Annotated in this window: 16 protein-coding genes; all 16 read left to right on the top strand. The window is 42.0% G+C overall.

Annotated features, from left to right (window positions below; all coding sequences use genetic code 11):
• The first annotated feature begins 187 nt into the window (after window positions 1–187).
• The 16 genes from ABIE66_RS26800 (at window position 188) to ABIE66_RS26725 (ending at window position 15,751) form a co-directional block, all read left to right on the top strand.
• Entirely contained in the window at window positions 188–1,429 is a 1,242-nt protein-coding gene (locus ABIE66_RS26800; protein WP_289327054.1) for a serine hydroxymethyltransferase, read from the top strand.
• Between the two features lie 237 nt (window positions 1,430–1,666).
• Window positions 1,667–2,296, top strand: a complete 630-nt coding sequence (gene upp, locus ABIE66_RS26795) for a uracil phosphoribosyltransferase (protein WP_289314309.1) — start codon at window positions 1,667–1,669, stop codon at window positions 2,294–2,296.
• Between the two features lie 23 nt (window positions 2,297–2,319).
• Window positions 2,320–3,462: a non-hydrolyzing UDP-N-acetylglucosamine 2-epimerase gene (gene wecB, locus ABIE66_RS26790; RefSeq protein WP_370016866.1), complete on the top strand. Its 1,143-nt coding sequence runs from the start codon at window positions 2,320–2,322 to the stop codon at window positions 3,460–3,462.
• An 85-nt stretch (window positions 3,463–3,547) separates the two neighbouring features.
• The gene (locus ABIE66_RS26785; RefSeq protein ID WP_370016865.1) at window positions 3,548–5,773 is read left to right on the top strand and encodes a S8 family serine peptidase; all 2,226 of its coding nucleotides are present in this window, start codon (window positions 3,548–3,550) and stop codon (window positions 5,771–5,773) included.
• 469 nt (window positions 5,774–6,242) lie between these two features.
• A complete protein-coding gene (locus tag ABIE66_RS26780) occupies window positions 6,243–6,611 on the top strand; it encodes an ATP synthase subunit I (RefSeq protein ID WP_048685860.1) in 369 nt (122 codons plus the stop codon).
• 22 nt (window positions 6,612–6,633) lie between these two features.
• The gene (gene atpB, locus ABIE66_RS26775; protein ID WP_370016864.1) at window positions 6,634–7,329 is read left to right on the top strand and encodes a F0F1 ATP synthase subunit A; all 696 of its coding nucleotides are present in this window, start codon (window positions 6,634–6,636) and stop codon (window positions 7,327–7,329) included.
• 64 nt (window positions 7,330–7,393) lie between these two features.
• Window positions 7,394–7,618 (top strand): F0F1 ATP synthase subunit C, encoded by a 225-nt coding sequence (gene atpE, locus ABIE66_RS26770; protein WP_048685857.1) that lies wholly within the window; start codon window positions 7,394–7,396, stop codon window positions 7,616–7,618.
• Window positions 7,619–7,784: 166 nt separating this feature from the next.
• Window positions 7,785–8,306, top strand: coding sequence for a F0F1 ATP synthase subunit B (gene atpF, locus ABIE66_RS26765; RefSeq protein WP_289318259.1), 522 nt, complete (start codon window positions 7,785–7,787; stop codon window positions 8,304–8,306).
• Entirely contained in the window at window positions 8,303–8,839 is a 537-nt protein-coding gene (locus tag ABIE66_RS26760) for a F0F1 ATP synthase subunit delta (protein ID WP_289314312.1), read from the top strand. The genes atpF and ABIE66_RS26760 overlap by 4 nt, the downstream gene beginning before the upstream one ends.
• Window positions 8,840–8,863: 24 nt before the next feature.
• The gene (gene atpA / locus ABIE66_RS26755; protein WP_370016863.1) at window positions 8,864–10,372 is read left to right on the top strand and encodes a F0F1 ATP synthase subunit alpha; all 1,509 of its coding nucleotides are present in this window, start codon (window positions 8,864–8,866) and stop codon (window positions 10,370–10,372) included.
• A 37-nt stretch (window positions 10,373–10,409) separates the two neighbouring features.
• Entirely contained in the window at window positions 10,410–11,270 is an 861-nt protein-coding gene (locus ABIE66_RS26750) for a F0F1 ATP synthase subunit gamma (RefSeq protein ID WP_101223833.1), read from the top strand.
• 88 nt (window positions 11,271–11,358) lie between these two features.
• Complete coding sequence (gene atpD / locus ABIE66_RS26745; RefSeq protein WP_289314313.1) at window positions 11,359–12,756, top strand: F0F1 ATP synthase subunit beta; 1,398 nt, start codon at window positions 11,359–11,361, stop codon at window positions 12,754–12,756.
• 25 nt (window positions 12,757–12,781) lie between these two features.
• Window positions 12,782–13,183, top strand: a complete 402-nt coding sequence (locus ABIE66_RS26740) for a F0F1 ATP synthase subunit epsilon (protein WP_289314314.1) — start codon at window positions 12,782–12,784, stop codon at window positions 13,181–13,183.
• 361 nt (window positions 13,184–13,544) lie between these two features.
• Complete coding sequence (locus ABIE66_RS26735; RefSeq protein WP_370016862.1) at window positions 13,545–13,919, top strand: NADH-quinone oxidoreductase subunit A; 375 nt, start codon at window positions 13,545–13,547, stop codon at window positions 13,917–13,919.
• Window positions 13,920–13,945: 26 nt separating this feature from the next.
• Window positions 13,946–14,422, top strand: a complete 477-nt coding sequence (locus tag ABIE66_RS26730; RefSeq protein WP_170946902.1) for a NuoB/complex I 20 kDa subunit family protein — start codon at window positions 13,946–13,948, stop codon at window positions 14,420–14,422.
• On the top strand, window positions 14,423–15,751 hold the full coding sequence (locus ABIE66_RS26725; RefSeq protein WP_370016861.1) for an NADH-quinone oxidoreductase subunit C: 1,329 nt from the start codon (window positions 14,423–14,425) through the stop codon (window positions 15,749–15,751). It abuts the gene before it with no gap.
• The last annotated feature ends 2 nt before the right edge of the window (window positions 15,752–15,753 follow it).

Here is a 15,753-nt window from a genome sequence, read left to right as displayed (position 1 = left end):
GAACATTTTTAAATGAAAAAACATTTAATGTTCGATAAAAATAGACTATCGCTTCTAAATTAGACATGTTAAAATGGAGTAGAATTTTCTAATAATTATTGGTAAGGCTTTTTCATGCTTTCCTGAAGGCATGTTGCACATAAAAACTAAAAAGCGAATCACGCACAATTTGAGGAGGAATTACGGAATGAATCGTTTAGCAAAGCAAGATGAGCAAGTGTTTAACGCAATTCAACTGGAATTAGGGCGTCAAAGAAGTAAAATTGAGCTTATTGCTTCTGAAAACTTCGTGAGTGAAGCTGTCATGGAAGCTCAAGGGTCGGTCCTGACTAATAAGTATGCAGAAGGATACCCTGGAAAACGTTACTATGGCGGATGTGAGTATGTCGACATCGTTGAAGATCTTGCACGTGAGCGTGCGAAAGAAATTTTCGGCGGAGAGTATGTGAACGTACAGCCTCACTCTGGAGCTCAAGCCAATATGGCCGTTTACTTTACAGTGCTTCAAACTGGCGACACAGTGCTTGGAATGAACCTTTCACATGGAGGTCACTTAACACACGGAAGTCCAGTTAACTTCAGTGGTGTTAACTACAATTTTGTTGAATATGGTGTCGACGAAAAAGATCACCGTATCGATTACAATGATGTATTGGAAAAAGCGCGTCAGCACAAACCGAAATTGATCGTAGCGGGTGCAAGTGCATATCCACGGGAAATTGATTTCAAGCGATTCCGTGAAATTGCAGATGAAGTCGGTGCTTATTTAATGGTCGATATGGCTCATATCGCAGGTTTAGTTGCGGCTGGATTACATCAAAGCCCAATTCCTTATGCTGACTTTGTAACGACAACCACTCATAAAACACTTCGCGGACCACGCGGGGGGATGATCATCTGTAAAGAAGAATTCGGTAAGAAGATCGATAAATCCATCTTCCCTGGAATTCAAGGCGGTCCATTGATGCATGTAATATCCGCTAAGGCTGTTGCATTCGGAGAAGCGCTTCAAGATGAATTTAAAGTGTATGCACAACAAATCATCGACAATGCTAAACGCTTGGGCGAAGGTTTAAAGAAAGAAGGATTCACCCTAGTTTCTGATGGAACGGACAATCACTTGATTCTTCTTGATGTGCGCTCTACTGGATTAACGGGAAAAATCGCTGAACATGTTTTGGATGAAATCGGTATTACCGTTAACAAAAATGCGATTCCATATGATCCGGAAAAACCATTCGTTACGAGTGGTATTCGTATTGGGACTGCGGCAGTGACATCACGTGGCTTCGGACTGGAAGACATGGATGAAATAGCTGCAATCATCGGACTTGTTTTGAAAAATAATGAAGACACTGCTAAGCTTGAAGAAGCAAAACAGCGTGTTGAATCATTATCGAACAAATTTGAATTATATCCTTCATTGTAATAACGGAGCCGCTCCCTTTTAAAGGGGGCGGTTTTTTTGCACCTTATAGAGGTTAGTATGTTAGAAGAGTCCGAATAGTGAAAATAGGTCTGACATCTAAACCTTTATTGAAGATTGAAACGTTTTTCTGTAAAATAGGTTGAAGTGAATTTTAAAAGGACACGAAAAATTTTTCTATTCGATTAGGGAAATCATAAAAAAGCGCAAAACTAAGCAATGGAATTGGAGAGATGCTAAATGGGAAAAGTTTATGTTTTCGATCACCCGTTAATTCAACACAAATTAGCCTATATACGTGATATAAATACAGGAACAAAAGAATTCCGCGAACTAGTGGATGAAGTTGCATCATTGATGGCATTTGAAATCACAAGGGATATGCCGCTTGAAGAAGTGGAAATCCAAACACCTGTAAGCACAGCGAAAGTGAAAATGCTTTCTGGTAAAAAAGTGGGGATCGTCCCGATTTTACGTGCAGGCATAGGGATGGTGGACGGAATCATTAAGCTGATTCCTGCTGCAAAGGTCGGACATGTTGGTCTTTACCGTGATCCCGAAACATTGAAACCGGTTGAATATTATGCGAAAATGCCAAGTGATTTGGCAGAAAGAGAATGCATTGTCGTTGACCCGATGTTAGCAACTGGCGGTTCAGCCATCGAAGCGATCAATTCTATTAAAAAGCGCGGTGCAGTCAATATTAAATTCATGTGCTTAATTGCAGCTCCAGAAGGTGTGGAAGCATTGAAAGAAGCCCATCCTGATGTTGATATTTATATTGCAGGACTTGACGAAAAACTGAATGAACATGGTTATATCGTTCCAGGTCTGGGAGACGCAGGAGATCGTTTATTCGGCACAAAATAAGGAAAGAAACTGAGGTGTCACGAATGAACAAACCGATAAAGGTCATGACAATTTTCGGGACGAGACCAGAAGCTGTCAAAATGGCTCCTTTAGTACTCGAATTTCAAAAACACCCAGAATATTTCAACCCGATCGTTGCTGTTACGGCTCAGCATCGACAAATGTTAGATCAAGTTCTCGAATTATTTTCCATTCAGCCAGATTATGATTTGAACATAATGAAAGAAAGGCAAACGCTTGCTGATATTACAACAAGAGCGTTAAATGGTCTTGATAAAGTAATGAAGGAAGCCAAGCCTGATATTGTTCTTGTCCACGGTGATACAACCACAACGTTTGTCGCAAGTCTGGCTGCTTTTTATAATCAGATCGTCATTGGACATGTAGAAGCGGGGCTGCGCACATGGAATAAGTATTCCCCCTATCCGGAAGAGATGAATCGACAGCTCACCGGTACGATGGCGGATTTGCATTTTGCGCCGACTTCAAAAGCAGAAGAGAATCTGTTGAACGAAAACAAGAGAGACAGTATCTTCGTGACGGGAAATACGGCAACCGATGCTTTGAAAACAACTGTACGGTCCACGTATTCCCACCCGGTTTTAAATGGACTAGGGGAAGACAGGCTCATTTTACTAACCGCCCATCGCAGAGAAAATCTAGGGGAACCAATGAGGAATATCTTCAGGGCCGTCAAGAGAATCATTGCTGAGCATGATGACGTTCAAGTGGTTTACCCTGTCCATTTAAATCCTGTTGTTCAAGAGGTGGCAAACGAAATTCTCGGGGACGATCCGCGGGTTCATTTAATCGAACCCCTGGACGTATTGGATTTCCACAACTTCGCTTCTAGAGCCTATCTGATTTTGACTGATTCTGGAGGAATTCAAGAAGAGGCACCGTCACTAGGTGTACCTGTTCTTGTTTTAAGGGATACGACTGAACGCCCAGAGGGGATTGCAGCCGGAACCTTAAGGTTGGCGGGTACTGATGAACAAACCATATTTAATATGGCACATGAATTGCTCACCAATAAAGGGGAGCATGAAAAGATGTCCAAAGCTTCAAATCCATATGGGGACGGAAATGCTTCGGTCCGCATAGCTGAAGCCATCCGTTACTATTTTAAGCAAGTAAATGTACCACCAACTAGATTTGAATCATAAAAAGGAAAAGCCATGCGGCTTTTCCTTTTTTATTTGCATACTCCAAGGTTGTTGAGAAAAGATAACTGCTAAGGGGATGATTATATTGGGAAAGAAAACGTTCATATTGTTTGTTTTCCTTTTTATATGTATTTATTCAAATGAAAAGGGATTGGCATCTGTCATTCTGCCTCCTTTACCAAAACTATCTGAATCTAAGGAAGTAACGGCTGTTGTCACTATGGATAAGGCGTTTCAGCAAAAAAAGATCAAAGAACTGCTTGGAAAATATCCATCCCTTCAATTAAGGAATGTTTATTCGGTTGCCCTGAATGGATTTTCCTTACATGGGAAAATGAATGAAATAGAACAACTCAAAAAGGAGAATGAAATTCAGGCAGTAACGGAAGTATCCATGTATCATGCCGTGTTGGATGAAAGTGTCCCATACATAGGAGGAGGCAGGGTGAGGGGTTTTTTCGATAAGGAGAATCACCGAATCACCGGGAAAGGGGTAAAAGTGGGAATTATCGATACTGGGCTCGATTATACACATCCAGATTTACAACGTGCTTATAAAGGAGGGTGGGATCTGGTTGATGGTGATGAAGATCCGATGGAAACCAAAAATCAAGGCGAGCTGGATACAATACACGGAACTCATGTGGCAGGTATCATTGCGGCCAATGGAAAAATGAAAGGCGTCGCACCAGAGGCGGAGATATATGCATATCGAGCTTTGGGACCAGGTGGAGCAGGGGATACAGAGCAAGTCCTGACGGCTATTGAGTCAGCTATGAAGGATAAGGTGGATGTATTGAACCTCTCTCTTGGGAATAACGTGAATGGCCCTGATTTACCTATCTCTCTTGCATTGAATAAGGCTGTGGAAAGCGGCATCGTTGCCGTGACATCAAACGGGAATTCCGGTCCGGCTGTATGGACTGTCGGCTCCCCTGGAACAGCAGAAAAAGCGATTTCCGTTGGAGCGTCGACCCCACCATTAAGGGTTCCCTATATGGTCTACGGACTTGGTTCGAAAAAGTATCAATCTCATTTAACCTTGTTTCAAGGCTCTGAGAAATGGAAGCTGACATTTTCTGAGGATGTCATATACGGGGGACTGGGAAATGAAGAAGACCTGAAGCATGTTCGGGATAAGATTGTGTTGATGGAGCGCGGCACACTTACCTTCCAGCAAAAAGTATCCAATGCAGAAAAAGCAGGTGCAAAAGGGGTCATTGTTTATAATAATACGAGCGGGACCTTTACTGGAAGCTTGGAAAAAGAAATGAACATCCCTGCTGCTTCTATTAGTAGAAGAGATGGATTGCGACTTAAGCGAATCATGGAGCAAGAGCACAGCAAAACCGTTAATTTTATTTATAAGAACGAGCAAGATAGGCTCGCTGATTTTAGCTCTAGGGGGCCGGTAACCGTATCATGGGGAATAAAGCCTGACGTATTGGCACCGGGAGTGGAAATTGAGAGCACCATTCCTAAAGGATATATGTCCCTGGATGGAACAAGTATGTCAGCACCGCATGTTGCAGGAGCATGCGCCTTAATCCTGCAAAAACATCCGGAATGGACTCCTGATCAAGTGAAATCTGCATTGATGAGCACTTCCAAGCCATTGAGGAAGTCCGCTAATCAGTTGTATCACACATATGAACAGGGGGCTGGACGCATCCAGATCGACGAAGCATTAAAAGTGGACACTCTCTTGAATCCAAGCTCATTGTCGTTTGGAATGTATACCAAAAAAGAAGGAATTGAAGAGCATCATGAAACGATAATCATTGAAAATACCGGAAAGGAAAGGAGGAAGTACTCTTTTATGGTCCCATTAAAAGAGACCGGCCTCACTTGGGAATTGCCGAAATCCCTTACTTTGAATCCGAGGGAAAAGAAAAAGATTAAAGTGGGACTGCAGGTCAACCCAGCCAAGCTGAAAAAGGGAGTCTTTGATGGATACCTTCTTATAATGGAAGGAACCAAAAAAATATCCCTTCCTTATTTATATGTAAAGGAAGAACCGGATTATCCTAGGGTAATGGGCTTTGATTTCGGTCAAGGAGACCAGGAAGGCACATACCGATACGAAATGTACCTTCCCCGGGGGGCTGAAGAATTCGGGATTGCACTTTATGAGGAAGACAGCTTGAAATTCGTTGGTTATTTGGATTGGTCGAGACCGGCACCATCCGGTTTGATCAAAAAAGATGTATTGAAAAAGAACCTGCCGCCTAAAGGAGTGTATAAAGCGATAATCTTTGCGAGAAGAGGTGGAAGGGAAGATCGGATAGAAAAGACGTTACTTATTGAGTAAACACAGGACAATATGTAAAATAAAATGGATGTCAATAGTATAAAAAAGATAATTTGTGAACAATTCGTTAATAATTACAAACCTGTGACAAATTTCACTAACCACTCATTGACATTGATTCTAGCCTATTGTATGCTAACAAAGGATGTAAAATGAGAGGGTTTTCAGTAGCCCTGCATGCAGATTTTTACAGCATGAAATGTCTTCTATCCTCCACCAAATTCAACCGCGAGGATGCAACTTGCGTCAAATAATTGCCTACTAAAAATGGCTATGACTTTGATGTCAGCGATTCTTTCTCAAATAGTCGGATCAGTTTTGTTCGGTATCTTCTCTTTGGAAAGATGACTTGTCAGAACCTAAGATTCGAACCGCTGCTATTAGTAATTGGCCTTCTTTGTGGACTTGCTAGGTTTACAAGCAATGCTTCATTCAGTACGAAAATATTTCTCAGGAGATTAAATGAAAAATGCCAGAAATGAAAATCATGTTCAACAGGCAGAGTAAATATATAATTTTTCTTCTGGCGGTTTATGTTGTTGGATGGGGACTTACGAGTTATCAAGCCGTTTTTGCTGGGCTTATACTGGGTACGAGTTTGAGTTTATACAATTTATGGCTGATCAATCAGAAAATGAAAAAGTTCAGTCAGGCGCTCGATGAAGGAAAGAAAACAAAATCTCTTGGGACAATGACTCGAATGGCATCCGCAGGTCTAGCGGTACTCATTGCATTGGAATTTCCGGAGCATTTTCATCTGATAAGTGTTGTATGGGGATTGATGACAGCTTATATTGTCATTTTTATAGATTTTTTCATCCAATTAATACGTCGATAGCGGGGAAGAGAGGTGAATATAGTTGAATCATGGAGCACCCTTACACGATTTTATGGGTCTGACCTTTAACTTGAGTAACGTCCTAATGATAACAGTTGCTAGTCTAGTTGTGTTCATACTTGCTGTGCTTGGTACACGTAAGCTTGCAATGGAGCCAACTGGCATGCAGAATTTCATGGAATGGATTATGGATTTCGTTAAGGGTATTATTAATAGTAACATGGACTGGAGAACAGGTGGTCAGTTTCAACTGCTTGGTATGACTTTGCTAATGTACATTTTTGTGTCCAATATGCTAGGTCTTCCGTTTGCAATTAGTTACGATGGTGTGCTTTGGTGGAAATCACCAACAGCCGACCCAGTTATCACATTGACTCTTGCGGTCATGGTTTTAGGTTTAACGCATTACTATGCAATAAAAATGAAAGGCGCCAAGGGTTACTTTAAAGCTTATAAAAACCCAATGACACTTGTGGAGGAATTTACAAACTCCTTGACACTTGGTCTGCGTCTATATGGTAACATTTATGCTGGTGAAGTTTTGCTGAGTTTATTAGCGGGATCGCTAGCATTTAGTGGACCTGCCGGATTTATTGGTGCAATTGTGCCTACATTAGTATGGCAAGGCTATAGTATTTTCGTCGGCAGTATCCAAGCGTTTATCTTTGTCACGTTAACAATGGTTTATCTGTCTCATAAAGTCAGTGACGACCATTAATTATAAGTTCATTTAGAACTAAAAAAATAATAAATTTTGATACAATCTAAGGAGGATATTTATAATGACAGGTTCAGTAGGTCTTCTTGCAGCAGCAATTGCAATTGGTTTAGCAGCACTAGGTGCAGGTATTGGTAATGGTCTTATCGTTTCAAGAACAGTAGAAGGTATCGCTCGTCAACCAGAAGCTCGCGGTATGCTTCAAACAACAATGTTCATCGGGGTAGGTTTAGTTGAGGCGATGCCTATCATCGCAGTAGTAATTGCGTTTATGGTATATGGTGGTTAATAGAACCTTCAAAAAGTTCAAAAATGGCGAAGTTCGTTCCATGTGAACCTTCGCCTTTCCTTTATGTCCACAATCCTGTTTTTATACAGTTTAAGAGCATAGTTTTCTAAAGTTCATATGAATGAACGCTTTAAGAAGTGAAACTCGTGAAGGGAGTGAACCAAGCGTGTTAACAAGCAGCTTTGTACTTGGGTCAACGTCTCATGGCTTTAATGGCGGAGACATGTTATACCAATTAGTAATGTTTATCATTTTGTTAGCGTTGCTGAAGAAATTTGCATGGGGTCCTCTAATGGGCATCATGACTCAACGTGAAGAACATGTTGCAAATGAAATTCAAGCAGCGGAAGCTAGCAGACAAGAAGCACTTAAATATTTAGAAGAACAACGTGAAATCGTAAAACAATCTCGCACTGAAGCGGGACAACTTATAGAAAACGCGAAACTTCAAGGTGAAGCACAGCGTGAAGAGATCGTGAATCAAGCACGTCTTGAAGCTGACCGCGTCAAAGAATCAGCTAAGCGTGAAATCGTACAGGAAAAAGAAAAAGCCATTACGGCATTACGCGAGCAAGTGGCATCTTTATCCGTACTTATTGCTTCTAAAGTAATAGAAAAAGAACTATCCGAAGCAGATCAAGAGCAATTGATTAATGACTACATTCAAGAGGCAGGAGAAGGGAAATGAGCGATATAACAGTAGCAAAGCGTTATGCCGTTGCCCTTTTCCAAATTGCGAAAGAGCAAAATCTCATTAACCAACTTGAAGAAGAGCTTCGCATAGTGAATGAAGTTTTCACAAATGATAATGAGCTATTAAGCTTCCTGGCTCATCCTAAAATGACTAAAGATGCAAAAGGCGCTTTGATTGCAAATGCTTTTGCAAGCCTTTCTTCTTCCGTTCAAAACACTGTGATGTTAATGGTGGAACGTCATCGTACAGATGATGTGACAGCAATGGCACAAGAGTTCATCGAACTTGCGAATGAAGAAAACTCAGTAGCTGATGCAACGGTCTATACAGTTCGTCCATTGACTGAAACGGAAGTGGAAGCTGTGTCTACATCTTTTGCTGCAAAAATCGGCAAAAGAAATTTACGCATTACTAATATTACGGATAGCAATATCCTTGGCGGCATCAAACTACAAATCGGTAACCGCATATATGACGGGACGATTAGCGGTAAGCTAGATCGCCTTAGCAAACAACTATTAGGTTAATATTCACAGATAGGGGTGAAATTCATGAGCATCAAAGCTGAAGAAATCAGTGCGCTGATTAAAAAGCAGATTGAAAACTATCAGTCGGAAATTAAAGTAAGCGATGTAGGTACGGTTATCACTGTTGGTGATGGTATCGCACGCGTTCATGGTTTAGATAATGCAATGTCTGGGGAGCTCTTAGAATTTTCCAATGGTTCAATGGGATTAGCACAAAACCTTGAGCAAAATAACGTGGGTGTTGTTATTCTTGGACCATTCAGAGACATTAAAGAAGGCAGTGAAGTTCGCCGTACTGGCAGAATCATGGAAGTGCCAGTTGGAGAAGAATTAATCGGACGTGTCGTGAATCCGCTTGGACAACCATTAGATGGTCTTGGCCCGATCGCTACGACAAAAACTCGTCCAATCGAAAGCCCTGCAACAGGTGTAATGGACCGTAAATCAGTTCATGAACCTTTACAAACAGGTATTAAAGCAATCGATGCATTAGTTCCAATCGGTCGTGGACAACGTGAGTTAATCATTGGTGACCGTCAAACTGGTAAAACATCAGTTGCGATCGATACAATCCTTAACCAAGCTGACCAAAATATGATCTGTATCTATGTTGCTATCGGTCAAAAAGAATCTACGGTTCGTGGAACAGTTGAAACACTACGTAAAAATGGTGCTTTGGATTACACAATCGTTGTATCTGCATCAGCTTCTCAACCAGCACCACTTTTATACCTGGCTCCATACGCTGGTGTGACAATGGGTGAAGAGTTCATGTTCGCTGGCAAGCACGTTCTTGTGGTTTATGATGATCTTTCTAAACAAGCATCTGCATACCGTGAACTCTCCTTGCTACTTCGCCGTCCTCCAGGTCGTGAAGCATTCCCAGGGGATGTATTCTACTTGCACTCCCGTTTACTTGAGCGTGCAGCAAAATTGAATGACACTTTAGGTGCCGGTTCAATCACTGCGCTTCCATTTGTTGAAACGCAAGCAGGCGACATCTCTGCTTACATCCCAACAAACGTCATTTCCATCACTGATGGACAAATCTTCTTGCAATCCGATTTGTTCTTCTCAGGTGTACGTCCTGCGATTAACGCTGGTCTTTCCGTATCACGTGTTGGTGGATCTGCACAAATTAAAGCGATGAAGAAAGTTGCCGGTACATTACGTCTTGACTTGGCTTCATACCGTGAATTGGAAGCATTCTCTCAATTCGGTTCTGATCTGGATGCTGCAACACAAGCAAAACTTAACCGTGGTGCTCGTACAGTTGAAGTCCTTAAGCAAGATCTAAACAAACCGATCAAAGTAGAAAAACAAGTCATGATTTTCTATGCATTGACTAAAGGTCATTTAGATGATATTCCAGTATCGGATATCCTTCGTTTTGAAGAAGAATACTATGTGTTCCTAGATCGTTCTCATCCGGAATTATTAGATCACATTCGCACAACAAAAGGTCTTCCTGAAGACGCTGCTATCGTTGCTGCAATTAACGAATTCAAAAAGAACTTCGTTATTTCTGAATAATAAGGTCTAACTAATTTATAAAGGGTGGTGAGAATGAATGGCCTCTTTACGCGATATTAAGTCTCGGATTACTTCAACGAAAAAGACGAGTCAAATTACAAAAGCGATGCAGATGGTATCTGCTTCTAAAATGAACCGTGCAGAAGCTAATGCTAAAGCATATGTTCCATATATGGAAAAAATTCAAGAAGTGGTATCTAGTATTGCGAACGGAAGCACGGATGCATCTCATCCAATGCTTACTTCACGTCCCGTTAAGAAAACCGGTTACTTGGTAATCACATCGGACCGTGGATTGGCTGGGGCTTACAATAGTAGCATCCTTCGCCACGTTCATAAAACTATTCTTGAACGCCATAAATCCAATGATGAGTTCGTCATTATCGCAATCGGAAGGGTTGGCCGTGATTTCTTTGTCAGCCGTAACATGCACGTAGAGCTTGAAGTAATTGGGGTTCCTGATCAGCCGTCTTTCGCTGACATTAGCTCCCTTGCAAAATCGACAGTGAATTTATATCTAAATGAGCTGTGTGATGAGCTTTATATGTACTATAACCATTATGTCAGCCCAATCCAACAGGATGTAACGGAAAAGCAAGTCCTTCCGTTAGCTGATTTTAATACTTCCAATGCAACATTGACTTCTTATGAATTTGAACCGAATGCAGAAGAAATTCTTGAGGTATTACTGCCTCAGTACGCAGAAAGTTTGATTTATGGTGCTTTGTTAGATGGTAAAGCAAGTGAGCACTCTGCACGTATGACTGCAATGAAAAATGCGACCGATAATGCAAAAGAGTTGATTGACTCACTTTCATTACAATATAACCGTGCACGTCAGGCAGCGATCACTCAAGAAATTACAGAGATTGTCGGCGGTGCAGCAGCTTTAGAATAAAATCATTAAAGGGGCGGTCGGCCCGGACGATATGCTGGCCGTTCCATAAACTTGATAGTCGTTATAAGCAACGTTAGGAGGGAAAACGATGAATATAGGACGCGTTACTCAAGTTATGGGTCCGGTTGTTGACGTGAAATTCGAAGACGGACAACTTCCTAAGATCTATAACGCGTTAAGAATCGAAAATACAGCGTCTGGTACAGGACTAACTCTTGAAGTGGCCCTTCAACTAGGTGATAATACAGTTCGTACTGTAGCAATGTCTTCCACTGATGGTTTAACTCGTGGTGCAGAGACTGTTGATACAGGAGCTCCAATTTCAGTACCTGTAGGTGAAGTTACTCTAGGTCGCGTTTTCAACGTATTAGGGGAAAATATTGACCTATTTGAACCACTTACAGCAGAGGTGCGTCGTGATCCAATTCACAGGCAAGCACCAACATTCGAGGAATTATCAACATCAGTTGAAATTCTTGAGACAGGTATTAAAGTAGTAGATTTACTTGCACCTTACATCAAAGGTGGTAAGATCGGTCTCTTCGGTGGAGCCGGTGTTGGTAAAACTGTACTTATTCAAGAACTTATTAATAACATCGCACAAGAGCACGGCGGTATCTCGGTATTCGCTGGTGTAGGTGAGCGTACTCGTGAAGGGAATGACCTTTTCTACGAGATGACTGATTCTGGTGTTATTAAGAAAACGGCGATGGTATTCGGACAAATGAACGAGCCACCAGGTGCACGTATGCGTGTTGCCCTAAGCGGTTTGACAATGGCTGAATATTTCCGTGACGAACAAGGACAAGACGTTCTTTTCTTCATCGATAACATTTTCCGTTTCACACAAGCAGGTTCTGAGGTTTCTGCCCTACTAGGCCGTATGCCTTCAGCGGTAGGTTACCAACCAACGCTTGCTACTGAAATGGGTCAATTACAAGAACGTATCACTTCAACAAATAAAGGTTCTGTTACATCTATTCAAGCGATCTATGTACCTGCCGATGACTATACGGATCCGGCTCCAGCTACAACTTTCGCTCACTTGGATGCAACAACTAACCTTGAGCGTAAACTTTCTGAAATGGGTATTTACCCAGCAGTTGATCCATTGGCGTCTTCTTCTCGTGCCCTTAGCCCAGAAGTAGTTGGGGCTGAGCACTATAAAGTGGCTCGTCAAGTGCAATCGACTTTACAGAAATATAAAGAACTTCAAGATATTATTGCCATCTTGGGTATGGATGAATTAAGCGAAGACGAAAAAGTAATCGTTGCCCGTGCTCGTAGAATTCAAAACTTCTTGTCGCAGAACTTCCACGTGGCTGAACAATTCACTGGTCAAAAAGGATCTTATGTACCAGTTAAAGAAACAGTCCAAGGATTCAAAGATATCCTAGCTGGAAAATATGACGACCTTCCTGAAGATGCTTTCCGTCTAGTTGGTCGCATTGAAGAAGTTATTGCCAAAGCTAAAGAAATGGCTTAATTAAAGGGACCTAGGAGGGAATGAAATGAAGACCATTAAAGTCAATGTTGTTACTCCCGATGGCCCAGTATATGATGCAGAAGTTGAAATGGTAAGCACTAAAGCTAAAAGCGGTGAGCTGGGAATCATGGCTGGACACGTTCCAACTGTAGCCCCACTTACCATTGGTGCTGTCCGTCTTAAAAATGGAAGCAACACAGACTATGTAGCTGTAAATGGTGGCTTCTTAGAAGTTCGCCCTGATGTGGTAACCATTTTAGCTCAATCTGCTGAAAGAGCTGAAACTATCGATCTTGCACGTGCTCAAGCAGCAAAAGCTCGTGCTGAACAAAGATTGCAGAACAATGATGGATCAAATGATGACAAAAGAGCTAATTTAGCGCTTAAACGTGCCATCAACCGGATCCAAATTGCAGAAATGCGATAACTTTAAATGATGAAAACACCTGATCTAACCATTCCTGGTAAGATCAGGTGTTTTTTTAAATGGTTTTTCAAGATATTTATCATTTAATAGCGAAATTTGGAAAAAACTGTTGTGCATTTGAAAAAATAATCGAATTATAGGATAAAGTATTTTCCATATTAAACCTTAACTCATCGACATGCGATTATCCTGATGATATAATGTACACGCTTACATTAATTGCTTCATACCTCCTCCTGTCACGTTGCTTCTAAAAGAATGTCACCCTGCATAATATTTAAAACGGTATCCACCAAAAAAGAAGACAAGCAAATTTTAAATGCATCCATTTAACATGATTTATCCATAAAGGGAGATGAACATGGGACAGCTGCATATTTACCAAAATAATTATTTAATTGTATTTGTTTTTCTTTGTCTCGGTATTTTATTACCTGTGGTCGCATTATTTCTTGGTAAACTGCTAAGGCCTTATAAACCGACTGATATGAAATATACGACTTATGAAAGTGGAATCGAGCCTTTTCAGGATTCAAGGGTTCAATTCAATGTCAGGTATTATCTATTCGGACTGATGTTCGTCATATTTGACGTAGAAACTGTTTTTCTTTATCCATGGGCGGCTGCCTACGATGAACTCGGGCTGTTTGCTCTGATCGAAATGCTATTTTTTGTCCTTATCCTTATGCTAGGGCTAATCTACGCTTGGAAAAAGAAGGTGTTGAAGTGGAATTGAAGTTAGATGAACTTACCCCTAAAGAAATGGAAGAAATGCGTCATAGTATTTTTTTATCCACACTTGAACAAATAAAAGGCTGGGCTAGAAGTAACTCACTCTGGCCGATGACTTTCGGTTTAGCATGTTGTGCAATTGAAATGATGGGCGTAGGCTCCTCTCATTATGATTTGGACCGGTTTGGTTCGTTTTTTCGGACATCACCCAGACAATCGGATGTCATGATTGTCTCAGGCACGGTAACGAAAAAAATGGCTCCAATAATTAGTAGATTATACGAACAAATGCCGGAACCGAAATGGGTTATTGCAATGGGATCCTGTGCAACTGCAGGAGGGCCGTATGTTCACTCCTACTCGGTGGTCAAAGGAGTAGATCAAATAGTACCTGTCGATGTATATATACCTGGGTGTCCCCCAAACCCAGCAGCACTTATTTATGGAATCAATAAATTAAAAGAAAAAATCCGTTACGAGGCGAAAACCGGAAAGCGGGTGATATAGATGAGTGAAAAGCAAGACATAGCGAAACAAAAGGCAGCGGCAGCGGCGAAGGCGAAGGCTGTAGCACTGGCCCGAAAACAGGCGAAAGAGGAAGGGACGGAGAATCCGGAAGGAGAAACCGATTTAGCGAAACAAAAGGCAGCGGCAGCGGCGAAGGCGAAGGCTGTAGCACTGGCCCGAAAACAGGCGAAAGAGGAAGGGACGGAGAATCCGGAAGGAGAAACCGATTTAACGAAGCAAAAGGCAGCGGCAGCAGCCAAGGCGAAGGCAGCAGCAGCATTGGCCCGAAAACAGGCGAAAGAAGAAGGGATGGAGAATCCGGAAGGAGAAACCGATTTAGCGAAGCAAAAGGCAGCGGCAGCGGCGAAGGCGAAGGCAGCAGCACTGGCCCGAAAACAGGCGAAAGAGGAAGGGACGGAAAATCCGGAAGGAGAAACCGATTTAGCGAAACAAAAGGCAGCGGCAGCGGCGAAGGCGAAGGCAGCAGCACTGGCCCGAAAACAGGCGAAAGAGGAAGGGATGGAAAAACCGGAAGGAGAAGTGGACGTAGCGAAGCAAAAGGCAGCGGCAGCGGCCAAAGCGAAGGCGGCAGCACTGGCCCGAAAACAGGCGAAAGAGGAAGGGATGGAAAAACCGGAAGGAGAAATGGACGTAGCGAAGCAAAAGGCAGCGGCAGCGGCCAAAGCGAAGGCGGCAGCATTGGCCCGAAAGGAATCAAGGGATAATGGTGATGATCTTGAAACTGCGAAGGCAAAGGCTATTGCAGCGGCCAAGGCGAAAGCCGCTGCTGTTGCGAAGGCCAGAACTGCTGTAAAGGAAAGCAAGGAAGTTATCACCCCAGATGATCTTTCTCCAAACCAGTCCAAACTCGATCAAATTGTTCATGCTATTGAAAGGCATGTAGGGCAAGAGGCATTAATAGACCACTATATTAATAGACTATCAAAAGATGTACCCACTTTAGTGGCTAATCCGGATACATATTTCTCAATAGCAAAATTTCTGCGGTATGATGAACAGCTTAACTTTTCATATTTATCGGAACTTCATGGAACGGATTTTGAATCCCATATGGAAATTTATGTACATTTGCATTCGTTCAATATGAACCAATCGGTTGCCTTAAAGGTGAAGCTGGATAGGGATTCTCCCGTTATTCCATCATTGGCACCATTATGGCCAGGTGCAAATTGGCCGGAATGTGAGGCTTACGATTTATTAGGTATTAATTTTCAAGAACATCCTGACTTAAAGCGGATTTTACTTGGTGATGATTGGAAAGGGTATCCCCTTAGAAAAGATTATCAGCCTTATGATGTGGAGGTGTAAGC

The sequence above is a fragment of the Peribacillus sp. B2I2 genome, from assembly GCF_041261685.1.
Taxonomy (GTDB): domain Bacteria; phylum Bacillota; class Bacilli; order Bacillales; family DSM-1321; genus Peribacillus.
The sequence above is the reverse complement of the archived record's forward strand: the minus strand, read 5'-3'. Positions and strand labels throughout refer to the sequence as shown.